We start from the raw sequence: 17,109 nt of genomic DNA, 5'->3' as shown, positions 1-17,109 counted from the left end.
CGCGCATGCCGCGAGCAGGCATCATCGCCTCCAGTTCCCTACCCATACCGCCAACCGTGGCCCGCATCGACTACGACGAAGACGAATACGACGAGGATGGCGATCAGGCCCCGAACTGGCGGCGCCGCGTACTGACCTGGGTATTGGCCGCGATCGGTCTCGGCCTCGGCTTCCTCATTCCGTACACGATCTATCTCAACCATCAGGTCACCAAGCGCTTCGGCCAGTTGCAGTGGCAGATCCCGACGCGCGTGTACGGACGCCCGCTGCTGCTTGCCCCGGGCGTGGCCCTGGATGCGCGCACGCTGAAGACCGAACTCGACGCCGCGTCCTACCGCAGCGACGGCGGTATCGGACCGGGCACCTACACGCAGGAGGGCGCGCGCTGGACCATCACCAGCCGCGGCTTCCGCGATGTCGATCGCGAAGTGGCGCCGAGCCGCGTCGAGGTGACGCTCTCCGGCGGCAGCGTCGCCGGCCTGCGCGATGCCCGCAGCCGGCGCGCGCTGAAATCGGTACGGCTGGATCCGGCGCGCATCGCCACGCTCTACGGCCAGAGCCAGGAAGAGCGCCGCCTGGTGCGTATCGAGGATGTGCCGGAATTGCTGGTAACCGGCCTGCAGGCGGTGGAGGATCGCGATTTCGCGCATCACCACGGCATCGATCTCAGTGGCATGGTGCGCGCGGTGTTCGTCACCCTGCGTTCCGGCGGCAAGAACAAGCAGGGCGCCAGCACGCTGACCCAGCAGCTCGCGCGCAGCGGCCTGCTCGGCATCGGCCGCGAACAGACGCCCGCCCGCAAGTTCAACGAAATCCTCTACGCGCTGCTGATCGAGATGCGCTACGACAAGCGCACCATCCTGGAGGCCTATCTCAACCAGGTGTATCTCGGCCAGCGCGGCAAGCAGGCGATCCGTGGCGTCGCGGCCGGTTCTGAATTCTGGTTCGGTCGCGATCTGCAGGACCTGAGCACCGAGCAGATCGCGCTGCTGATCGCCATGGTGAAAGGGCCGTCCGCCTACGATCCGCGCCGCAATCCGGACAACGCGCTGCAGCGCCGCAACTTCGTGCTCGGCGAGATGCTGGAAACCAATCTCATCCAGCAGCCGGAATACGATCGCGCGCTGAAGATGCCGCTCAACATCAGCCACGCGCCGGGTAGCCTGGCGGCCAATCGTTTCCCGGCCTATGTGGATCTGGTGCGGCGCCAGCTGATCCGCGATTACCCGGCCGATGCCTTGCAGGGCGCGGGCCTGTCGGTGATGACGGCGATGTCGCCCTCGGCGCAGGCCTATGCCGAAGGCGCGGTGGCGCGCACGCTGAAATCGCTGGAAAACAAGCGCCGTCCGCCGCTGCAGGCCGGCGTCGTGGTCACCGACGTGCACAACGGCGATGTCGTCGCGGTGGTCGGCAGCCGCGACTTCGCGCAACCCGGGTTCAATCGCGCGATCGAGGCGCAGCGTCCGGTCGGTTCGCTGCTCAAGCCGTTCGTGTATCTGCGCGCGCTGGCGCTGCCGGATCGCTGGTCGCTGGCGACGTGGGTGGACGATTCGCCGGTCACGGTGACGCTCGACAACGGCAAGCGCTGGACGCCCGGCAACTCCGACGGCCGCAGCCATGGCACCGTGCGCCTGATCGATGCGCTGGCGCAGTCCTACAACCAGGCCACGGTGCGCGTGGGCATGCAGGTGAAGCCGGCGGTGGTCGCCGACCTGATCCACACGCTCGCCGGCATCGATGCGCCGAGCAATCCTTCGCTGATCCTCGGCGCGGTCGACCAGAGCCCGTATGCGATGGCGCAGCTGTACCAGTTCCTCGCCTCCGGTGGCGAGATCCAGCCGCTGCATCTGGTGCGCGGCGTGCTCGATTCGCAGGGCAAGACGGTCAAGCGCTACGACAAGCCGCCGAAGCCGGCGCAGGCCGGCGACTCGATCGCGGTGCGCCTGATTACCACGGCCTTGCAGCACACCGTCACCTCCGGCACCGCGCGGCAGTTGCTCAACGATGGCCTCGGCCGCCTCAATTCCGCTGGCAAGACCGGTACCAGCAACGACGGTCGCGACAGCTGGTATGCCGGCTGGACCGGTGATCATCTGGCGGTGGTGTGGGTCGGCAACGACAAGAACGAAATGACCGGCCTGTACGGCGCCACCGGCGCGATGCGGGTGTGGTCGGGATTGTTCACTCGCCTGCCGAGCGGGTCGTTGCAGTTCGGCGCCAAGGGGCTGGATTGGCAGTGGGTGGCGCAGTCGAACAGTACCGATGCCGGCTGTCCGGGCGCGCGCCGCTTCCCGTTCGCGGCGGGTTACGCGCCGCCATACGAGCCTTGTCCATACGCGGAGCCAGCCGCGCCGTTCGGCGAGCCGCAACAGGCGACACAGGCCGAGAGCGGCGGCGGTTGGTGGAGCCGGTTGTTCAAGGGCAACAAGCCGGCACAACCGCAGGAGCCGCCGGTGCAGGCACCGCAACCCGAGCAGCAGGAACCGCGTTGAAAAACAAAAGCCAACGTCACCCGGCGTTCGCTGGGATGACGGCCTGTGAATATCCGATTTGAGACACTGTAACGAAGGGGCTGGGGGGGAATCCGGCGCTCCGGATCGCAGGATCGGGAGCGCAACCGCTGAACCACTCGAAGTCCGTGTTGAGGTCCTTGATGTCGATTCCATTCCCCCACACCCGTTCCACGTTGTTGCTCGTTGCGTTCTGCCTCGCAGCCTGCACGACGACGCCACCGTCGCCTCCGCAGTCGGCTTCCGTCGAAGCCTCGCCCGAACGGGTGGTCGCCACCATCCGCAACGCCGCCGGCAGCGGCGACAGCGAACTGGCCGTGCAGCCCTTGCGTGATTCGCAGGTGGAAGACCTGCGCGAGACGGCGCAGCGCCTGGAAGCACAGAAGCAGTACGCGGACGAGGCCAAGGCGCTCGATCAGGCGCTGGCCATCGTCGCGGACGATCCCGCGCTGTTGCAGGAACGCGCCGAGGCGGCGGTGCTGCTCAAGGATTACGGCAATGCCGAAGCGCTGGCGCGGCGCGCGTTCGAACTCGGCTCCAAGGTCGGCCCGTTGTGCCGCCGCCATTGGGCCACCATCCGGGCCATGCGTTACATTGCCCGTGATGGCGCCGGCGCGGCCGAGGCCAACAAGCAGTTGGCTGCCTGCAAGGTTCCCGGTGTCGACAGGTTCTGAAGATTCCCCCGGATCGCTTTCCGAACGCAGCCGCGCCGCGCTGGCCGAGGGCGGCGTGCTCGCGGTGCAGATTCCGGGCTTCGCGCCACGCGCGGCGCAGCAGCAGCTCTCCGCGGCCGTCGCCGACGCGTTCACGCAGCGCGAGGTGCTGCTGGCCGAAGCGGGCACCGGCACCGGCAAGACCTTCGCCTATCTCGTCCCCGCATTGCTGTCGGGGGCGAAGACGATCATCTCCACCGGCACGCGTGCGCTGCAGGATCAGCTCTACCATCGCGATCTGCCGCGCGTGCGCGATGCGCTCGGCGTCGGATTGAAAACCGCGCTGCTGAAAGGGCGCGCGAACTATCTGTGCAAATACCGGCTCGAACGCGCCAAGGGCGAGCCGCGCTTCACCTCGCGCGAACAGATCGCGCAGTTCCAGCGCATCGTCGCCTGGAGCGGCCGCACGCGCCTGGGCGATCTGGCCGAGATCGACGCGCTGCCCGAGGATTCGCCGCTGCAATCGATGGTGACCTCCACAGTCGAGAACTGCCTCGGCAGCGACTGCCCGTTCTACGGCGAATGCTTCGTCGTGCAGGCGCGGGCACGTGCGCAGAGCGCCGACGTGGTGGTGGTCAATCATCATCTGCTGCTGGCCGATCTCGCGCTCAAGCAGGAAGGCTTCGGCGAAATCCTGCCGGGCGCGGAAGCTTTCGTGGTCGACGAGGCGCATCAGTTGCCCGATCTGGCCGCGCAATTCTTCGGCGAAGGATTGTCGGCGCGGCCGCTGGTCGAACTCGGCCGCGATGCCCTGGGCGAATGCAAGGAGGTCGAGGGCGCGCTCGCCATCGTGCAGCAGCCCGCGCGCGATCTCGAAAACGCCACACGCGCCTTGCGCGCGGCCATGGACACGCTGTCGACACGCGGCACGCAATGGCGCGCGCTGGAAGCGCCCGGCGTGGAAGAGGGATTGAACGAACTGGCGCAGGCGCTGACCCGTTTCGCCGAAGCGATTGCACCATTGCGCGATGCCGCACCCGGATTCGAGACCTGCCACGTGCGCGCGCAGGACCAGCTCGGGCGCCTGACGCGCTGGCGCATCCGGCGCGAGTTCGAGGAGGACCTCGAAGTCGCCGATGACGACGTGCGCTGGTACGAGTTGTCGCCGCGTGGCTTCCGCCTGCAACGCACGCCGCTCGATGTTTCGGCGCCGTTGCGCGCGCATCGGGAAAGCTCGCGTGCGGCCTGGGTGTTCACGTCGGCGACGCTCGCGGTCGATGGTCATTTCGATCACGTCGCCACGCGCCTGGGCTTGCTCGAGCCGCAGACATTGCTCGCGCCGAGCCCGTTCGATTGGCAGCGTCAGGCCTTGTGCTACCTCCCGCCGCGCCTGCCGGAGCCGAATTCCCGCGACTACACCGCCGCGATCGCAGATGCCTTGCTGCCGGTGCTGCACGCTTCGCAAGGCCGCGCTTTCGTGCTTTTTGCCTCGCATCGCGCCTTGCGCGAGGCCGCCGAACATCTGCGCGACGGGCCATGGCCGTTGTTCGTGCAGGGCGAGGCGCCGCGTCACGTGCTGCTGCAGCGCTTCCGCGAATCCGGCAATGGCGTGCTGCTCGGCGCGGCCAGTTTCCGCGAGGGCGTGGATGTCGCCGGCGCCGCGCTGAGCGTGGTGGTGATCGACAAGCTGCCCTTCGCCGCGCCCGACGATCCGGTGTTCGAGGCGCGCCTGGATGCGATCCGCAATCGTGGCGGCAATCCGTTCCGCGACGAGCAATTGCCGCAGGCGGTGATCGCGTTGAAGCAGGGCGTCGGCCGCCTGATCCGCACCGAAACCGATCGCGGCGTGCTGGTGCTGTGCGATCCGCGTCTGCTCGGCAAGAGCTACGGGAAACTGTTCCTGGATTCGCTGCCGCCATTTCCGAGGACGCGGGACGTACGGGATGTCGAAGCGTTCTTCGCCGAGCCCGTCAATGAGTGATGCGAGACATCCGCGCGGTTGCGCGTCGCCAATGGACATCGTCATTCCCGCAAGGCGGGAATGACGAGAAAAAGCGGTTAATCTTCCTCTGATTCCTTGCTCTCGACCCTCCATGTATCTCCTCGCGTTCGAAACCGCCACCGAAGCCTGCTCCGTCGCGCTCTGGATCGACGGCGCGGTGCGTGAGCGTTTCGAGATCGCGCCACGCCGGCATGCGGAGTTGTCGTTGCCCTGGGCGGAAGCCTTGCTCGACGAGGCCGGCATCGCGAAATCGCAACTCGATGCCATCGCTGTCGGCCGCGGGCCGGGTGCGTTCACCGGTGTGCGACTGGCGGTAGCGCTGGCGCAGGGGATCGCGTTGGCGCTCGATCGTCCGGTCGTGCCCGTGTCGACGCTGGCGGCGTTGGCGATGCGTGCCGGCGAAGACGCGCAACACATCCTGGCCGCGATCGATGCCCGCATGGGCGAGGTGTATTCGGCGGCCTTCGCGCGCGAGGGCGAGGACTTGCGAGCCCTGTCGGCGGAGACTGTTTCCGCGCCGGGCGCGGTGGAACTGCCGGATGACGGCATGCAATGGCAGGGCGTGGGCACAGGTTTCGCCGCGGCCGAACGCGTGCTGGAAACACGTCTGCACGCCAGACTCGTGCGCGTGGACGCCGCCGCGCTGCCGCATGCAGCGGATGTCGCACGGTTGGGTGCGATTGCCTTCGCCCGCGGCGAAGCGCTGCCGCCCGAGCGCCTGGAGCCCGCCTATCTGCGCAACCAGGTCGCGCTCACGCTGGAACAGCAGCAGGCCTTGCGTGCCTCGCGCTGAGCGGAACCAATCCGGGTCGCCGCAGTCTGAGGCTTGACCAGACGAGAAGGGGAATTCGCATGACGGAGATGGAGAAGCCGGGCAAGCGCCAGCGGCTGCGTCGTTGGTTCAGGACCGAAGCGCGTTCCTGGGTGGTGATGCTGGTGTTGTTGACGGTGGCGCGCACTTCGTTCGCGAACCATTACCAGGTGCCGAGCGGGTCGATGGAAGACACGCTGATGCCCGGCGACCGCGTCGTGGTCGACATGACCGCTTATGGAGTGCGCGTGCCTTTCACCGATGTAGTGGTCGTGCCGCGCGCCGAGCCGCAGCGCGGCGAGGTGGTGATCTTCAAATCACCTCGGGACGGCACGCGTCTGATCAAGCGCGTGGTGGCGGTCGGCGGCGATGAGGTGATACTGCGCGACGGTCATCTGCGGATCAACGGCAAAGCCTTGGCCGAACCGGGGATTGAGGACATCGAGCGCTTTCCCGAACATGTGGCCGCATTGAATCTGGATGCCGGCGGCGGGCCCGACATCGCGTCCCTGCGCATCCCGCAAGGCCAGGTGCTGGTGCTCGGCGATCATCGCGGCAACAGCGCGGATGGCCGTTTCTTCGGTCTGGTGCCCAGCCATGCTTTGTATGCCAGGGCGGTCGGCGTCTATTACCGGCGCGGCGAAGGGTTCGTTTGGAAGCGGCTGTAGCGGTTTGATGCTTCCAAAAGGCCATTCAGCCGCCATGGCGGGCGTGGTGTAGGATGGATACCATAGCTTCATTCGCGCGTCCCGCCCGACTTCCCCGTCGTCCGCTTCGCTCCCTTTTACGCGTCACCTCCCCACCTCGGGGCGGACTCTGTATGGGAGCACTCGTTGCCAGGCTACTCGACCCGCAAGCTCTCACTAACGATCGGCGGTGATGTCTGGCAGCTGAGGGTGCTCAGCGACCTTCAACAATTCTCGGATCCCGACGGCCACGGCGGGCGGCTGGGCATTTCAGATGCGCAATGGAGCCTGTTCGGGCAGATTTGGCCCTCCGGACGCCTGCTGGCCCAGGCGATGCATCGCCTGGACATCGCGGACGAGCGCATTCTCGAAATCGGCTGCGGCATCGGCCTGGCCAGCCTGGTGTTGCAGGGACGCGGCGCAAACATCGTCGCGACCGACATCCATCCCTTGGCGGAATCCTTCCTCGCCTACAACGCGGCGTTGAACGCGTTGCCGGCCGTGCATTACCGGCAACTGCGCTGGAACATCCCGCTGCCGACGCTGGGCAAGTTCGATCTCATCATCGGCAGCGACATTCTTTACGAGCGCGGCCATGCCGAACTCCTGAGCGGCGTCATCGATCGCCACGCGCATAAACATGCCTGCGTGATGCTCACCGATCCGGGGCGCGGCAACAGCGCAAGCCTTTCCCGGATGTTGCAGGCGCAGGGATTTTCCCTTCAGGAACTGCGGTGCCCGCTGGACGACGAGGATTCGCCGCCATACCGCGGCCGGTTGTTGCGATACGAGCGCGGTGCGACACGGCCGCCGGGTACCGCGCAATGAACCGACGACACAAGCGTCGATCCGCCGCATGCGTGATGTTCCATCTCATAGAACCGGAGGCTCCATGATCCGCAAGGGCTCCACAGCCAAGACATTCCAGCGCAAGGAAACCGATACCAAGCAACTGACCAGCGAGCGGATCGAGCGCGACCTCGAGACTTTCCGCAATGCGGGCGGTCATATCGAGGTCCTCGGCGTCACCCAGGTATTGAAGAAGCTGGAACACAGTGATGATCCCGCCGCGGCGCCGATGCGATCGACCATCAACCCGCATCGCAAGGCGGGGGCGCCATGAAGCATCAGATTCCCATGTTCAAGTTCACGCTGGGACAGGGGCAAAGCATTGGGCCGATACCGCTCAGGGCGTTATGGGCGCAGGCCTGCCAATCGTCGGAGGTGAGCGTCGGGCGCTCGCAAGGCGCGCATCCGACCGACAAACCCACGTACTCGCTGTACGCAGCTCAGCATTTGAGAGACCTGACGCAAGTCGAGATGCGTCTGCGGAAACTTCTGGATGTGTACAACTTGCGCGTGTCGCTGATCATCATCCACAAGTACTAACCCGTCCGTCATCAGCCATCGCCTGGGCGAGCCAATGATCTGGATGGCTGATCGCCCTAGTCGTCGAGCAGCGTCCCGCCCGGCAGGAAGTTCCAGGTGCGGGTGACGTGCAGCACGTCGACGTTTTCCTCGGTCTTGGGCAATGGCGGATAAGGCTCGGCGAGCCTGGCGATGCGCAGCGCCGCGGCGTCGAGCAGTTTGATGCCGCTGCTCTGGATGACATCGGCGCGCTCCACCGAACCGTCCTGGCGAATCGCCACGCTGATCACCAGCGTGCCGGACAACTTGCGCCGCCGCGCCTCGTCGGGATAGTTGAGATTGCCGACGCGCTCCACGCGATCCACCCACGCCCGCAGGTAGGCGGCCCAGGCGTACTCCTGCGTGCTGGCGGAGACGAACTTGCGCTTCGGGCGCTTGGCGTAGCGCTCCGAGCGCAGATGAATCTCGGCGGCGAGCCGCGCCATCGCCAGGTCGCGTTCGATCTTCTCCGGGCCCGGCGGCAACGCCGACTCATCCGCCTGCTGGCGCGCATCGGGTGCCGGCATGCGCTGCTGTGAACTCATGCTGCTGATCACACGCGCTTCCGGCGGCGGCCGCGGCGAGGGCGATTGCGCTTCCAGCGGTTTCGGCGCGACGCCGTCCTCGATCTGCGGCACGACACCCGTTTGATCGTCGCGCGGGCGCGAGGTCTTGTCGTGCTCGCCGCCGCCCTGGTTGTTGGCCTGGGCGAGGAAGTCGGCCTGCTTCTTGGTCAGCGGGCTTTGCGTCTGGGTGAGGATCACATCCAGCGTCGGCATCACCGGCGCGGCCTTCTCCAGCGAGAAGCCCACGCCCAGGATCAGCAGTGCGTGCAGCGCCACCGACAGCACCAGGGTCGCGCTGAGGCGCTGGTTGTCGCCGATGTTGCCGGGGTGTGGGGCGGGGGTGGCCATGAGTCGTCCATTCTGTCATTCCTCGCGCGCCGGTGATCCGATGCGCGAGTGTCATGTTGTCGTCCTTGGCAGGCGGTCTCGTTTTAACGAGTGCGCAAACGAGGCACGTCGATGATGCGCGATGCCGCCCGGGTCTGGCCGGGCGGCCAAAGCAAGGCGCCTCAGCCTTCGATCGCGTCGAACAGCAATCCGGCGATGTTGATGCCGAACTGCGCATCCAGTTCGCGGATGCAGGTCGGGCTGGTGACGTTGACCTCGGTGAGGTAGTCGCCGATCACGTCGAGACCGACGAAGCGCATGCCGCGCCGTTTCATCTCGGGGCCGACCTGAGCGGCGATCCAGCGATCGCGCTCGGACAGCGGCCGGCCTTCGCCACGCCCGCCGGCGGCGAGGTTGCCGCGGAATTCGTCACCCTGCGGGATGCGCGCCAGGCAGTAGTCGACCGGCACGCCGTCGACCAGCAGGATGCGCTTGTCGCCATCCTTGATCTCCGGCAGGTAGCGCTGCGCCATCGCCAGATGGCGACCGCCGTCGGTGAGCGTTTCCAGGATGACGTTGAGATTGGATTCGCCGGCCCGGGCGCGGAAGATCGAGCGTCCGCCCATGCCGTCGAGCGGCTTCAGCACGGCATCGCCATGCTCGGTGACGAAGGCCTTGAGCGCTGCCTTGTCGCGGCTGACCAGGGTCGGCGGGCAGCACTGCGGGAATTCCAGCGCGCCCAGCTTCTCGTTGATGTCGCGCAGGCCCTGCGGATCGTTGACGACCTGGGCGCCGGCGCGCTGGGCGAAGCCGAGCACCTGGGTGTCGTGGATGTAGTCGGCGTCGACCGGCGGGTCCTTGCGCATCAGCACCACGTCGCCCGGCCCGAACGCGCGTGCGGCCGCGTCGCCGAGTTCGTACCAGCCGGCCCCTTCGCCGGGCTGACGGCCCGGCTCGATATCGCGCACGGTGAGCGGCGCCAGCATTGCCACGGCCTCGCCGCCGCGCATCGACAGCCCGCCGGGCAGCACGTAGTGCAGGCGGTGGCCGCGGCGCTGCGCTTCCAGCAGCATGGCGAAGGTCGAATCCTTGGCGATTTTGATGGATCCGATCGGATCCATCACGACGATGACGTCGAGAGACATGCGTACCTTCCACGGCAGATTGTGACAAATGTTATCAGGCGTCTCGGCATGCGGTGGCATGCCTGACGGCGTTAAGTGCGGACTGCGTTCCAATCACAGCCCGGGCTGCGATCGAGTGCTTGACAGTGCGCCATTTCACTGGGATATAAGGCGATTTGCAGCGACGCCGGCAGGCATGAAGCGTCGCGCCAGGGGAATGACGATGATGCATGAAGAAGCACGCGCTGGCAGCCTCGACGGGCTGCGCGTGATGGTGATCGACGATTCGAAAACCATCCGCCGCACCGCCGAAACGCTGCTCAGACGGGAAGGCGCGGACGTGGTCACCGCCACCGACGGCTTCGAAGCGCTCGCCAAGATCGTCGACCAACGCCCCCAGATCATTTTCGTCGACATCATGATGCCGCGGCTGGACGGTTACCAGACCTGCGCGCTGATCAAGAACAACCAGCTGTTCAAGCAGACGCCCGTGATCATGCTCTCGTCCAAGGATGGGTTGTTCGACAAGGCGCGCGGCCGCATCGTCGGCTCCGAGCAGTACGTCACCAAGCCGTTCACGCGCGAGGAGCTCCTCGACGCGATCCACAAGCATGTCAACGCCTGACCGGGGGGCAGGCATCCCAATGGCACGTATCCTGTTGATCGAGGACTCGCCGACCGACACGGCAGTGCTCACGTCGCTGCTCGAACGCAACGGCCACCAAGTGCTGGCCGCGGCCACCGCCGAGGCCGGCATCGAGGTGTGCCGGCGCGAGCGTCCGGATCTGGTGCTGATGGATGTCGTCCTGCCGGGCATGAACGGCTTCCAGGCCACCCGCGCGCTGGCCCGTGACGATGCCACCCGCGCGATCCCGGTGCTGATCGTCAGCACCAAGGGCATGGAGACCGACCGCGCCTGGGGCCTGCGCCAGGGCGCGAAGGACTACATCGTCAAGCCGCCTGTGGAAAGCGACATGATCAGCCGCATCAACGCCGCGCTCGGGGCCTGAGATGACCGACGCGCGCGATCCGTTCGAGATCCTGGCCGAATACGAGCGCAAGAGCCTCGCGCACGTCGTCGGCCTTCCCGAACAGCTCGACGCGCCCGGCCTGTGGCGCGGTGTCGGCTATCGCGTCGGCAAGCGGCGGCTGGCGTCGGAGTTCGACGAAGTCATCGAAATCCTGCCGATGCCGCAGGTCACGCCCGTGCCGGGCGCGCAGGGGTGGATGCTGGGTGTGGCCAACGTTCGTGGCAATCTGTTGCCGGTGGTCGACCTGAAGCAGTTCCTGGAAGGCGAACGCACCGTGCTGCACGAGGACCAGCGCATCCTGCTGGTGCGTCAGCCCGGTGGCGACGTGGCGGTCACCATCGACGAGCTATACGGCCAGCGCAGCTTCCTCGAGGAGCAGACGATGCCGGCGGAGGTGCTGTCCGACAGCCCGCTGGCGGTCGGCCGGTATGCAAATTTCATTGGCCGGGCTTATCAGCTGGCCGACCATGCGTGGGGGGTTTTCAGCTTGGAAAAGCTGGCCCGCACACCAGAGTTCAGACAAGCCGCGGTATGAGCGGCGCGATGTAATTGAAGGTTTAGGGGATCGCAACATGAGCACAATGATGGGTCGCGACACCGGCAAGCGCCGGTTCCTGAACAGCAACTTCTGGCTGATCGTGCTGGTGGTCGCGCTGGTGATCTTCAGCGTCAACATCGGCTACGCCTTCTGGAAGGCGGCCCGGCTCGGCGGTGCCAGCACGGCGGCCTCGAACCTGCAGGTGAATTCGCAGAAGCTCGCCAACCAGGGCCGCGAGGCGGTCGAGGGCAAGGCCGAGGCGTTCAAGGCGTTCAAGGCCACCAAGGCACAGATCGACACCGACATCCAGCAATTGAACAGCAGCTACGGCGAAACCACCGGGCTGAGCGGCCCGATCCGCACCGTTACCGACACCTGGGCGCCGCTGGACAAGAGCGCGCAGCAGGTGATCGCCAGCGAGTCGGCCGTGCTCGCCCTGGCCGGCAATGCCGATCGCTTCACCAAGGCGGTGCCGCAGTTGCAGGCCCAGCTCGACGAAGTGGTGCGCGCGATGTCCTCCAGCGGCTCGCCGGCTTCGCAGATCTACATCGCCCTGCGCCAGAACGTGCTGGCGGGCAACCTCTCGCGGCGCGTGACCGAAGTGCGCGCGGGCGGCCCCGGCGCGGCCGTGGCCGGACAGGCGCTGGCGAACGAAGTGAACGTGTTCCAGCAGGTGCTCACCGGCCTGAAGTCCGGCGACCAGGCGATGAACGTGCAGCCGCTCGGCAACCGCGCCGCCATCGCCGCGCTCGATCAGGCGACGACGCAGTGGACGCAGATGAAGCGCGACCTCGACGCGATCCTGTCCAGCTCCAAGAACCTGTTCAGCGCGCAATCCTCCGCCGCCACGCTGACCGCCGGTTCCGACAAGCTGCTGTCCGACAGCGTCGACCTGTTCCGCGCCTTCACCGCCTTCGGTTCGATGCGCGATACCAGCATCCTCGGCAACATCTGGATCAGCATCTTTTCGGGCCTGGTGGTGCTGGCATCGATCGTGCTGCTGGTGATCAGCCTCGGCGCCGCCCAGCGCGAGCGCTACGAAACCACGATGGAACTCAACAACCGCAACCAGGAGGCGATCATGCGCCTGCTGGACGAGATCGGCGCGCTCGCCGAGAACGACCTCACGGTGAAGGCGACGGTGACCGAGGACATGACCGGCGCGATCGCCGACTCGATCAACTTCGCCGTGGAGAACCTGCGCGGCCTGGTGACCACCATCAACGACACCTCGGTGCAGGTGGCCTCCAGCGCGCAGGAAACGCAGGCCACCGCCATGCATCTGGCCGAGGCCGCCGAACACCAGGCGCAGGAAATCTCCTCCGCCACCGACCGCATCAACGAGATCGCGGCCAGCATCAGCCAGGTGTCGAAGAACTCCACCGAATCGGCCAGCGTGGCGCAGCGTTCGGTGCAGATCGCCACCAAGGGCGCGGGCGTGGTGCGCGAGACGATCGCCGGCATGGATTCGATTCGCGACCAGATCCAGGAAACCTCCAAGCGCATCAAGCGCCTGGGCGAGTCGTCACAGGAAATCGGCCAGATCGTGGAACTGATCAACGACATCTCCGAACAGACCAACATCCTGGCGTTGAACGCGGCCATCCAGGCCGCCTCGGCCGGTGAAGCAGGTCGCGGCTTCGCGGTCGTGGCCGACGAAGTGCAGCGCCTCGCCGAGCGTGCTTCCAACGCCACCAAGCGAATCGAAACGCTGGTGCAGGCGATTCAGTCCGACACCAACGAGGCCGTGAGTTCGATGGAACAGACCACCTCGGAAGTGGTGGCCGGCGCACGCCTGGCCGAGGACGCCGGTACCGCGCTGGGCGAGATCGAAAACGTCTCCACCAACCTGGCCTCGCTCATCGAAGGCATCTCGACGGCTTCACAGCAGCAATCCGCCGCGGCATCGAACATCACCGCCACCATGAACACGATCCAGTCGATCACCGCCCAAACCTCGCAGGGCGCCAACCAGACCGCCGAGTCGATCGGCAACCTGGCGCAACTCGCCGCCGACCTGCGCCGTTCGGTCGCCGACTTCAAGCTGCCAGCCTGAGCAGGTTCGAGACGCGTATCGACATGACCGGGACCGCCGCCTGCCGCCGCAACACGCCGACGTGTCCCGAGGTCACGCGATGACGGCCGCGTTGCGCTCCGCGATCGACTACACCACGCTGGGTTGGGTGAAGCCCGAACTCGACGAGACCCTGCGCCAGGCGCGCGCGGAGATCGAGGGGTTCGCGGAAGATCCCACCGACAGCGAGCACATGCGCCAATGCGTCGAGCACCTGCATCAGGTGCAGGGCACGTTGCGCATGCTCGAACTGTACGCGCCGGCGATGGTGGCCGAGGAGATGGAGCGCCTGGCGCAGGCGCTGCAGAACGGTGAAATCACCGATCGCGATGCCGGCAGCACCGCGCTGATGCGCGGCGCGCTGCTGTTGCCGGACTACCTGGAGCGCCTGCAGAGCGGCCATCGCGACATCCCGATCGTGCTGCTGCCGCTGCTCAACGAACTACGCGCCGCGCGCGGCGAGACGGTTCTGAGCGAAACCGTCCTGTTCGCATCGGAGCCGACACAGGCACCGAGCGAAATCGAAATCGGACATGCGGAAGGCAGCCTGCGCGGCCGCAACCGCACGCTGCTGGAAACCGTCGCGGCGGCGGTGAAGGAAGAACTGCTGCGGGTCAAGGACATGCTCGACCTGCACGTGCGCAGCCACGGCGACGATGTCTCCGGTCTGAAGGCGCAGGCGGAAACGCTCGATCGTGTCGCCGACACGCTGGGCATGCTCGGCCTCGGCGTCGCGCGCGGCATCGTCCAGCAGCAGCGCGACACCGTGCATGCGATCGCCAACGGACAGCAGCCCGCCGACGAAGGCACCTTGCTCGACGTCGCCGGCGCCTTGCTCTACGTCGACGCCACGCTCGACGAACAGGTCGCGCGCCTGGCCGACAGCGATATCGACATCAGCCAGCAAGGCAGGATCGGTAACGAATCGCGCAAAGTGGTCGAAACCGTCTCGCGCGAGGCGGCCGTCAACTTCGCCGATGCGCGCCAGGCCTTCGTCGCCTTCGTCGAAACCGGCTGGGATCATCACCAGCTCAGCGAAGTGCCGCGCCTGCTCGCCGAAGTGGCTGGCGCGATGACCATGCTCGACCTGCCGCAGCCGGCCGCCTATCTCGACGGCATGCGCCTGTACACCGAGACTGAATTGCTCGGACGCAAACGTGTTCCCAACGGCCGCCAGCTCGACACCGTGGCCGATACGCTGACCAGCCTGGAGTACTACGCCGAGGCGTTGCGCGAGAATCGCTCCAATCGCGACGAGATCCTCGACGTCGCGCAGAACAGCCTGGAAGCCCTGGGGTATTGGCCGATTCCCGAAGTGATCCCCGAGGTCATTTCCGAAATCCGGCCAGCCGTGGTCTCCGTTTCCGAAGTCGCCGAGGAACCGGTGGCCGAAGTGGTGGAAGCGGCGGAAAGCGAAGTCGTTTCCGCAACGTTCGCCGAAGCCCCGGCCGAAGTCGAGAAGACTGCGGTCGCCACGGCTCAGGAAGCCGTCGCCGAAGCGCCAGCGCCGGTGCTTGCCGAGACTCCTGCCGCTGCCATTCCTGCTGTCTCCGCGACGACCAGCGGCTTCGAGGATGCCGGCGACGACATCGACGACGAAATCCGCGAAGTCTTCCTGGAGGAGTTCGCGGAAGAAACCACCAATCTCGAAACCCTGCTGCCCGCCTGGCGCGAGCAGCCGGAAGATCTCGACCGCCTGCGCCCGATCCGGCGCGTCTTCCACACGCTCAAGGGCAGTGGACGTCTCGTCGGCGCGCGCACGCTCGGCGAGTTCAGCTGGAAGATCGAAAGCCTGCTCAACCGCGTGCTCGATGGTGCGCGCAGCCCGACGCCGGCCGTGGTGGCCGTCGTCGATCGCGCGTTCGAGACGCTGCCGCAATTGCACGCCGCGTTGCGTGGCGACGGTGCCATCACCGCTGATCTGGGCAGCCTGCAGGTGTTCGCCGACCGCGTCGCCGAAGGCGAGGAAGTATTCGCGCCAGCCGTTGTCGTTCCGACCGCCGCCGCGCCGACAGTCGTGATCGCCACGCCGGCAGCCGCGACGAGCCTGGCCGAAGTGGAGCCGCCGGCTCCGGCCGAACCGCCACCGCCGACTCCGGCCCCGCCTCCGGTCGTGGAGCCCAAGCGCGTCCCCGCATCGGTGGATGCCCTGCTGCTCGAAATCCTCGACGCCGAGGTGGCCGGCCATCTGGTGACCGTCGACGCCTGGCTGGCGCAAGCGCGCAGCGCGCCCACGCCCGCCAGCGATGCGCTGCTGCGTGCCGTGCATACGATGAACGGCGCTTTCGCGATGGCCGAAGTGCCGGTGATCAACGAAGCGCTCGGCCCGGCCGAAGCCTGGGTGCGACGCATGCTCGCGGCCAAGCAGGAAGCGAGCGGCGAAGGCGTCGAGGCCATGACCGAACTGGCCGCGTTGATCCGCGCGACCGTCGCCGGCCTGCATGCCTCCTCGCCGCACGTGCCGACCTGCGATGCCGTGGCGGCACGCCTCGCGGCCTTGCGCGATAGCCTGCCGGAAGTGAGCACGCCGACCATCGGCGCGTTCGAGAGTTTCGAGGACGAAGTCGAAATCGTTCAACTCGACGACAGCGAGAGCCTGCTGAACGGCGGTCCCGCATTGGCGGTTGCCGTGGACGAAACCGCGGTGGCGACCGCGGCGGCGGAAGCGATGCTGCTGGACGAAGTGCGCCGGCAAGAGGAAAGCCGTCTCGAAGCCGAACGACTCGAAGCCGAACGACTCGAAGCCGAACGTCTCGAAGCCGAACGACTCGAAGCCGAACGACTCGAAGCCGAACGTCTCGAAGCCGAACGTCTCGAAGCCGAACGACTCGAAGCCGAACGTCTCGAAGCCGAACGTCTCGAAGCCGAACGTCTCGAAGCCGAACGTCTCGAAGCCGAACGTCTCGAGGCCAAGCGTGCAGAAGCTGCTCGCCTCGCCGAGGAAGAGGCGAAAGAATCCGCGCGCCTGGAAGCCGAGCGTACTGAAGCAGAACGCATCGCACACGAGCAGGTGCTGGCCGAGGAGCACGAAAAAGCGATCCGTCTCGAAGCTGAGCGCCTCGAAATCGAACGCCGAGAGCTCCAGCAACTGGAGTCCGGCTTGCTCGAAGCGGAGCGTATCAAGGCCGAGCGGTTCGAAACGGCTCGTTTCGCCGCCGAACAGCTCGAAGTTTCACATCTCGAAGCGGCGCGTGCGGAAGCCGCCCGCATTGCCGAGGAAGAAGCGAAGGAATCCGCTCGCCTGGAGGCCGAGCGTCTCGAAGCCGAACGCCTCGAAGCCGAACGCCTCGAAGCCGAACGCCTCGAAGCCGAACGCCTCGAAGCCGAACGCCTCGAAGCCGAACGCCTCGAAGCCGAACGCCTCGAAGCCGAACGCCTTG

Annotated in this window: 15 protein-coding genes and 3 pseudogenes; 14 read left to right on the top strand and 4 right to left on the bottom strand. The window is 66.5% G+C overall.

Features of this window, described 5'->3' with window-relative positions:
- Nucleotides 1-5: 5 nt before the first annotated feature.
- From mrcB to AC1RNP_RS18555, 8 genes are all read left to right on the top strand, one after another.
- Entirely contained in the window at nucleotides 6-2,492 is a 2,487-nt protein-coding gene (mrcB, locus tag AC1RNP_RS18590; RefSeq protein WP_493052783.1) for a penicillin-binding protein 1B, read from the top strand.
- A 161-nt stretch (nucleotides 2,493-2,653) separates the two neighbouring features.
- A complete protein-coding gene (locus tag AC1RNP_RS18585) occupies nucleotides 2,654-3,184 on the top strand; it encodes a hypothetical protein (protein WP_493052782.1) in 531 nt (176 codons plus the stop codon).
- A complete protein-coding gene (gene yoaA, locus AC1RNP_RS18580; protein ID WP_493052781.1) occupies nucleotides 3,168-5,144 on the top strand; it encodes a DNA repair helicase YoaA in 1,977 nt (658 codons plus the stop codon). The genes AC1RNP_RS18585 and yoaA overlap by 17 nt, the downstream gene beginning before the upstream one ends.
- Nucleotides 5,145-5,256: 112 nt before the next feature.
- Nucleotides 5,257-5,958: a tRNA (adenosine(37)-N6)-threonylcarbamoyltransferase complex dimerization subunit type 1 TsaB gene (gene tsaB, locus AC1RNP_RS18575; protein WP_493052780.1), complete on the top strand. Its 702-nt coding sequence runs from the start codon at nucleotides 5,257-5,259 to the stop codon at nucleotides 5,956-5,958.
- 59 nt (nucleotides 5,959-6,017) lie between these two features.
- Nucleotides 6,018-6,644, top strand: coding sequence for a signal peptidase I (gene lepB, locus AC1RNP_RS18570; RefSeq protein WP_493052779.1), 627 nt, complete (start codon nucleotides 6,018-6,020; stop codon nucleotides 6,642-6,644).
- A 165-nt stretch (nucleotides 6,645-6,809) separates the two neighbouring features.
- Nucleotides 6,810-7,490, top strand: a complete 681-nt coding sequence (locus AC1RNP_RS18565) for a class I SAM-dependent methyltransferase (RefSeq protein WP_493052778.1) — start codon at nucleotides 6,810-6,812, stop codon at nucleotides 7,488-7,490.
- Between the two features lie 64 nt (nucleotides 7,491-7,554).
- Nucleotides 7,555-7,785: a hypothetical protein gene (locus tag AC1RNP_RS18560; RefSeq protein WP_493052777.1), complete on the top strand. Its 231-nt coding sequence runs from the start codon at nucleotides 7,555-7,557 to the stop codon at nucleotides 7,783-7,785.
- Nucleotides 7,782-8,051: a hypothetical protein gene (locus AC1RNP_RS18555; RefSeq protein WP_226470567.1), complete on the top strand. Its 270-nt coding sequence runs from the start codon at nucleotides 7,782-7,784 to the stop codon at nucleotides 8,049-8,051. Before AC1RNP_RS18560 ends, AC1RNP_RS18555 begins: the two co-directional genes overlap by 4 nt.
- A gap of 56 nt (nucleotides 8,052-8,107) precedes the next feature.
- On the opposite strand, the gene AC1RNP_RS18550 is transcribed toward AC1RNP_RS18555, so the two are convergent.
- Nucleotides 8,108-8,983, bottom strand: a complete 876-nt coding sequence (locus tag AC1RNP_RS18550; RefSeq protein ID WP_493052776.1) for a TonB family protein — start codon at nucleotides 8,981-8,983, stop codon at nucleotides 8,108-8,110.
- A 161-nt stretch (nucleotides 8,984-9,144) separates the two neighbouring features.
- Nucleotides 9,145-10,107 carry a glutathione synthase gene (gshB, locus tag AC1RNP_RS18545; protein WP_493052775.1) on the bottom strand — a complete coding sequence of 321 codons (963 nt, stop codon included), beginning with the start codon at nucleotides 10,105-10,107 and terminating at the stop codon, nucleotides 9,145-9,147.
- Between the two features lie 202 nt (nucleotides 10,108-10,309).
- Between gshB and pilG the strand changes: the two genes are divergently transcribed.
- From pilG to AC1RNP_RS18520, 5 genes and pseudogenes are all read left to right on the top strand, one after another.
- Nucleotides 10,310-10,711, top strand: coding sequence for a twitching motility response regulator PilG (gene pilG / locus AC1RNP_RS18540; RefSeq protein ID WP_493052774.1), 402 nt, complete (start codon nucleotides 10,310-10,312; stop codon nucleotides 10,709-10,711).
- Between the two features lie 19 nt (nucleotides 10,712-10,730).
- Nucleotides 10,731-11,096 (top strand): response regulator, encoded by a 366-nt coding sequence (locus AC1RNP_RS18535; RefSeq protein WP_493052773.1) that lies wholly within the window; start codon nucleotides 10,731-10,733, stop codon nucleotides 11,094-11,096.
- A 1-nt stretch (nucleotide 11,097) separates the two neighbouring features.
- Nucleotides 11,098-11,652, top strand: a complete 555-nt coding sequence (locus AC1RNP_RS18530; protein ID WP_226470572.1) for a chemotaxis protein CheW — start codon at nucleotides 11,098-11,100, stop codon at nucleotides 11,650-11,652.
- A 37-nt stretch (nucleotides 11,653-11,689) separates the two neighbouring features.
- The gene (locus AC1RNP_RS18525; protein WP_493052772.1) at nucleotides 11,690-13,711 is read left to right on the top strand and encodes a methyl-accepting chemotaxis protein; all 2,022 of its coding nucleotides are present in this window, start codon (nucleotides 11,690-11,692) and stop codon (nucleotides 13,709-13,711) included.
- A 79-nt stretch (nucleotides 13,712-13,790) separates the two neighbouring features.
- A pseudogene (locus AC1RNP_RS18520) lies at nucleotides 13,791-15,542 on the top strand (Hpt domain-containing protein); the annotation flags it as partial.
- Nucleotides 15,543-16,038: 496 nt separating this feature from the next.
- Here AC1RNP_RS18520 and AC1RNP_RS18515 read toward each other — a convergent pair.
- Nucleotides 16,039-16,572 (bottom strand): annotated as a pseudogene (locus tag AC1RNP_RS18515) (hypothetical protein); the annotation flags it as partial.
- Between AC1RNP_RS18515 and AC1RNP_RS18510 the strand changes: the two are divergent.
- Nucleotides 16,476-16,676 (top strand): annotated as a pseudogene (locus AC1RNP_RS18510) (hypothetical protein); the annotation flags it as partial. The pseudogenes AC1RNP_RS18515 and AC1RNP_RS18510 overlap by 97 nt on opposite strands.
- Before the next feature lie 172 nt (nucleotides 16,677-16,848).
- Here AC1RNP_RS18510 and AC1RNP_RS18505 read toward each other — a convergent pair.
- Nucleotides 16,849-17,109 (bottom strand): pentapeptide repeat-containing protein (locus AC1RNP_RS18505; protein ID WP_493052797.1); only part of this gene is annotated, 261 nt, incomplete at its 5' end.

The sequence above is a fragment of the Luteimonas sp. GW821-FHT14E02 genome (assembly GCF_058803905.1).
This window is presented reverse-complemented; position numbering and strand designations above follow the sequence as displayed.

Coding starts and splice junctions, on each gene's coding strand:
- mrcB (WP_493052783.1), top strand. CDS start 6: ATGCCGCGAGCAGGCATCATCGCCTCCAGTTCCCTACCCATACCGCCA.
- AC1RNP_RS18585 (WP_493052782.1), top strand. CDS start 2,654: ATGTCGATTCCATTCCCCCACACCCGTTCCACGTTGTTGCTCGTTGCG.
- tsaB (WP_493052780.1), top strand. CDS start 5,257: ATGTATCTCCTCGCGTTCGAAACCGCCACCGAAGCCTGCTCCGTCGCG.
- lepB (WP_493052779.1), top strand. CDS start 6,018: ATGACGGAGATGGAGAAGCCGGGCAAGCGCCAGCGGCTGCGTCGTTGG.
- AC1RNP_RS18560 (WP_493052777.1), top strand. CDS start 7,555: ATGATCCGCAAGGGCTCCACAGCCAAGACATTCCAGCGCAAGGAAACC.
- AC1RNP_RS18555 (WP_226470567.1), top strand. CDS start 7,782: ATGAAGCATCAGATTCCCATGTTCAAGTTCACGCTGGGACAGGGGCAA.
- AC1RNP_RS18550 (WP_493052776.1), bottom strand. CDS start 8,983: ATGGCCACCCCCGCCCCACACCCCGGCAACATCGGCGACAACCAGCGC.
- gshB (WP_493052775.1), bottom strand. CDS start 10,107: ATGTCTCTCGACGTCATCGTCGTGATGGATCCGATCGGATCCATCAAA.
- pilG (WP_493052774.1), top strand. CDS start 10,310: ATGATGCATGAAGAAGCACGCGCTGGCAGCCTCGACGGGCTGCGCGTG.
- AC1RNP_RS18535 (WP_493052773.1), top strand. CDS start 10,731: ATGGCACGTATCCTGTTGATCGAGGACTCGCCGACCGACACGGCAGTG.
- AC1RNP_RS18530 (WP_226470572.1), top strand. CDS start 11,098: ATGACCGACGCGCGCGATCCGTTCGAGATCCTGGCCGAATACGAGCGC.
- AC1RNP_RS18525 (WP_493052772.1), top strand. CDS start 11,690: ATGAGCACAATGATGGGTCGCGACACCGGCAAGCGCCGGTTCCTGAAC.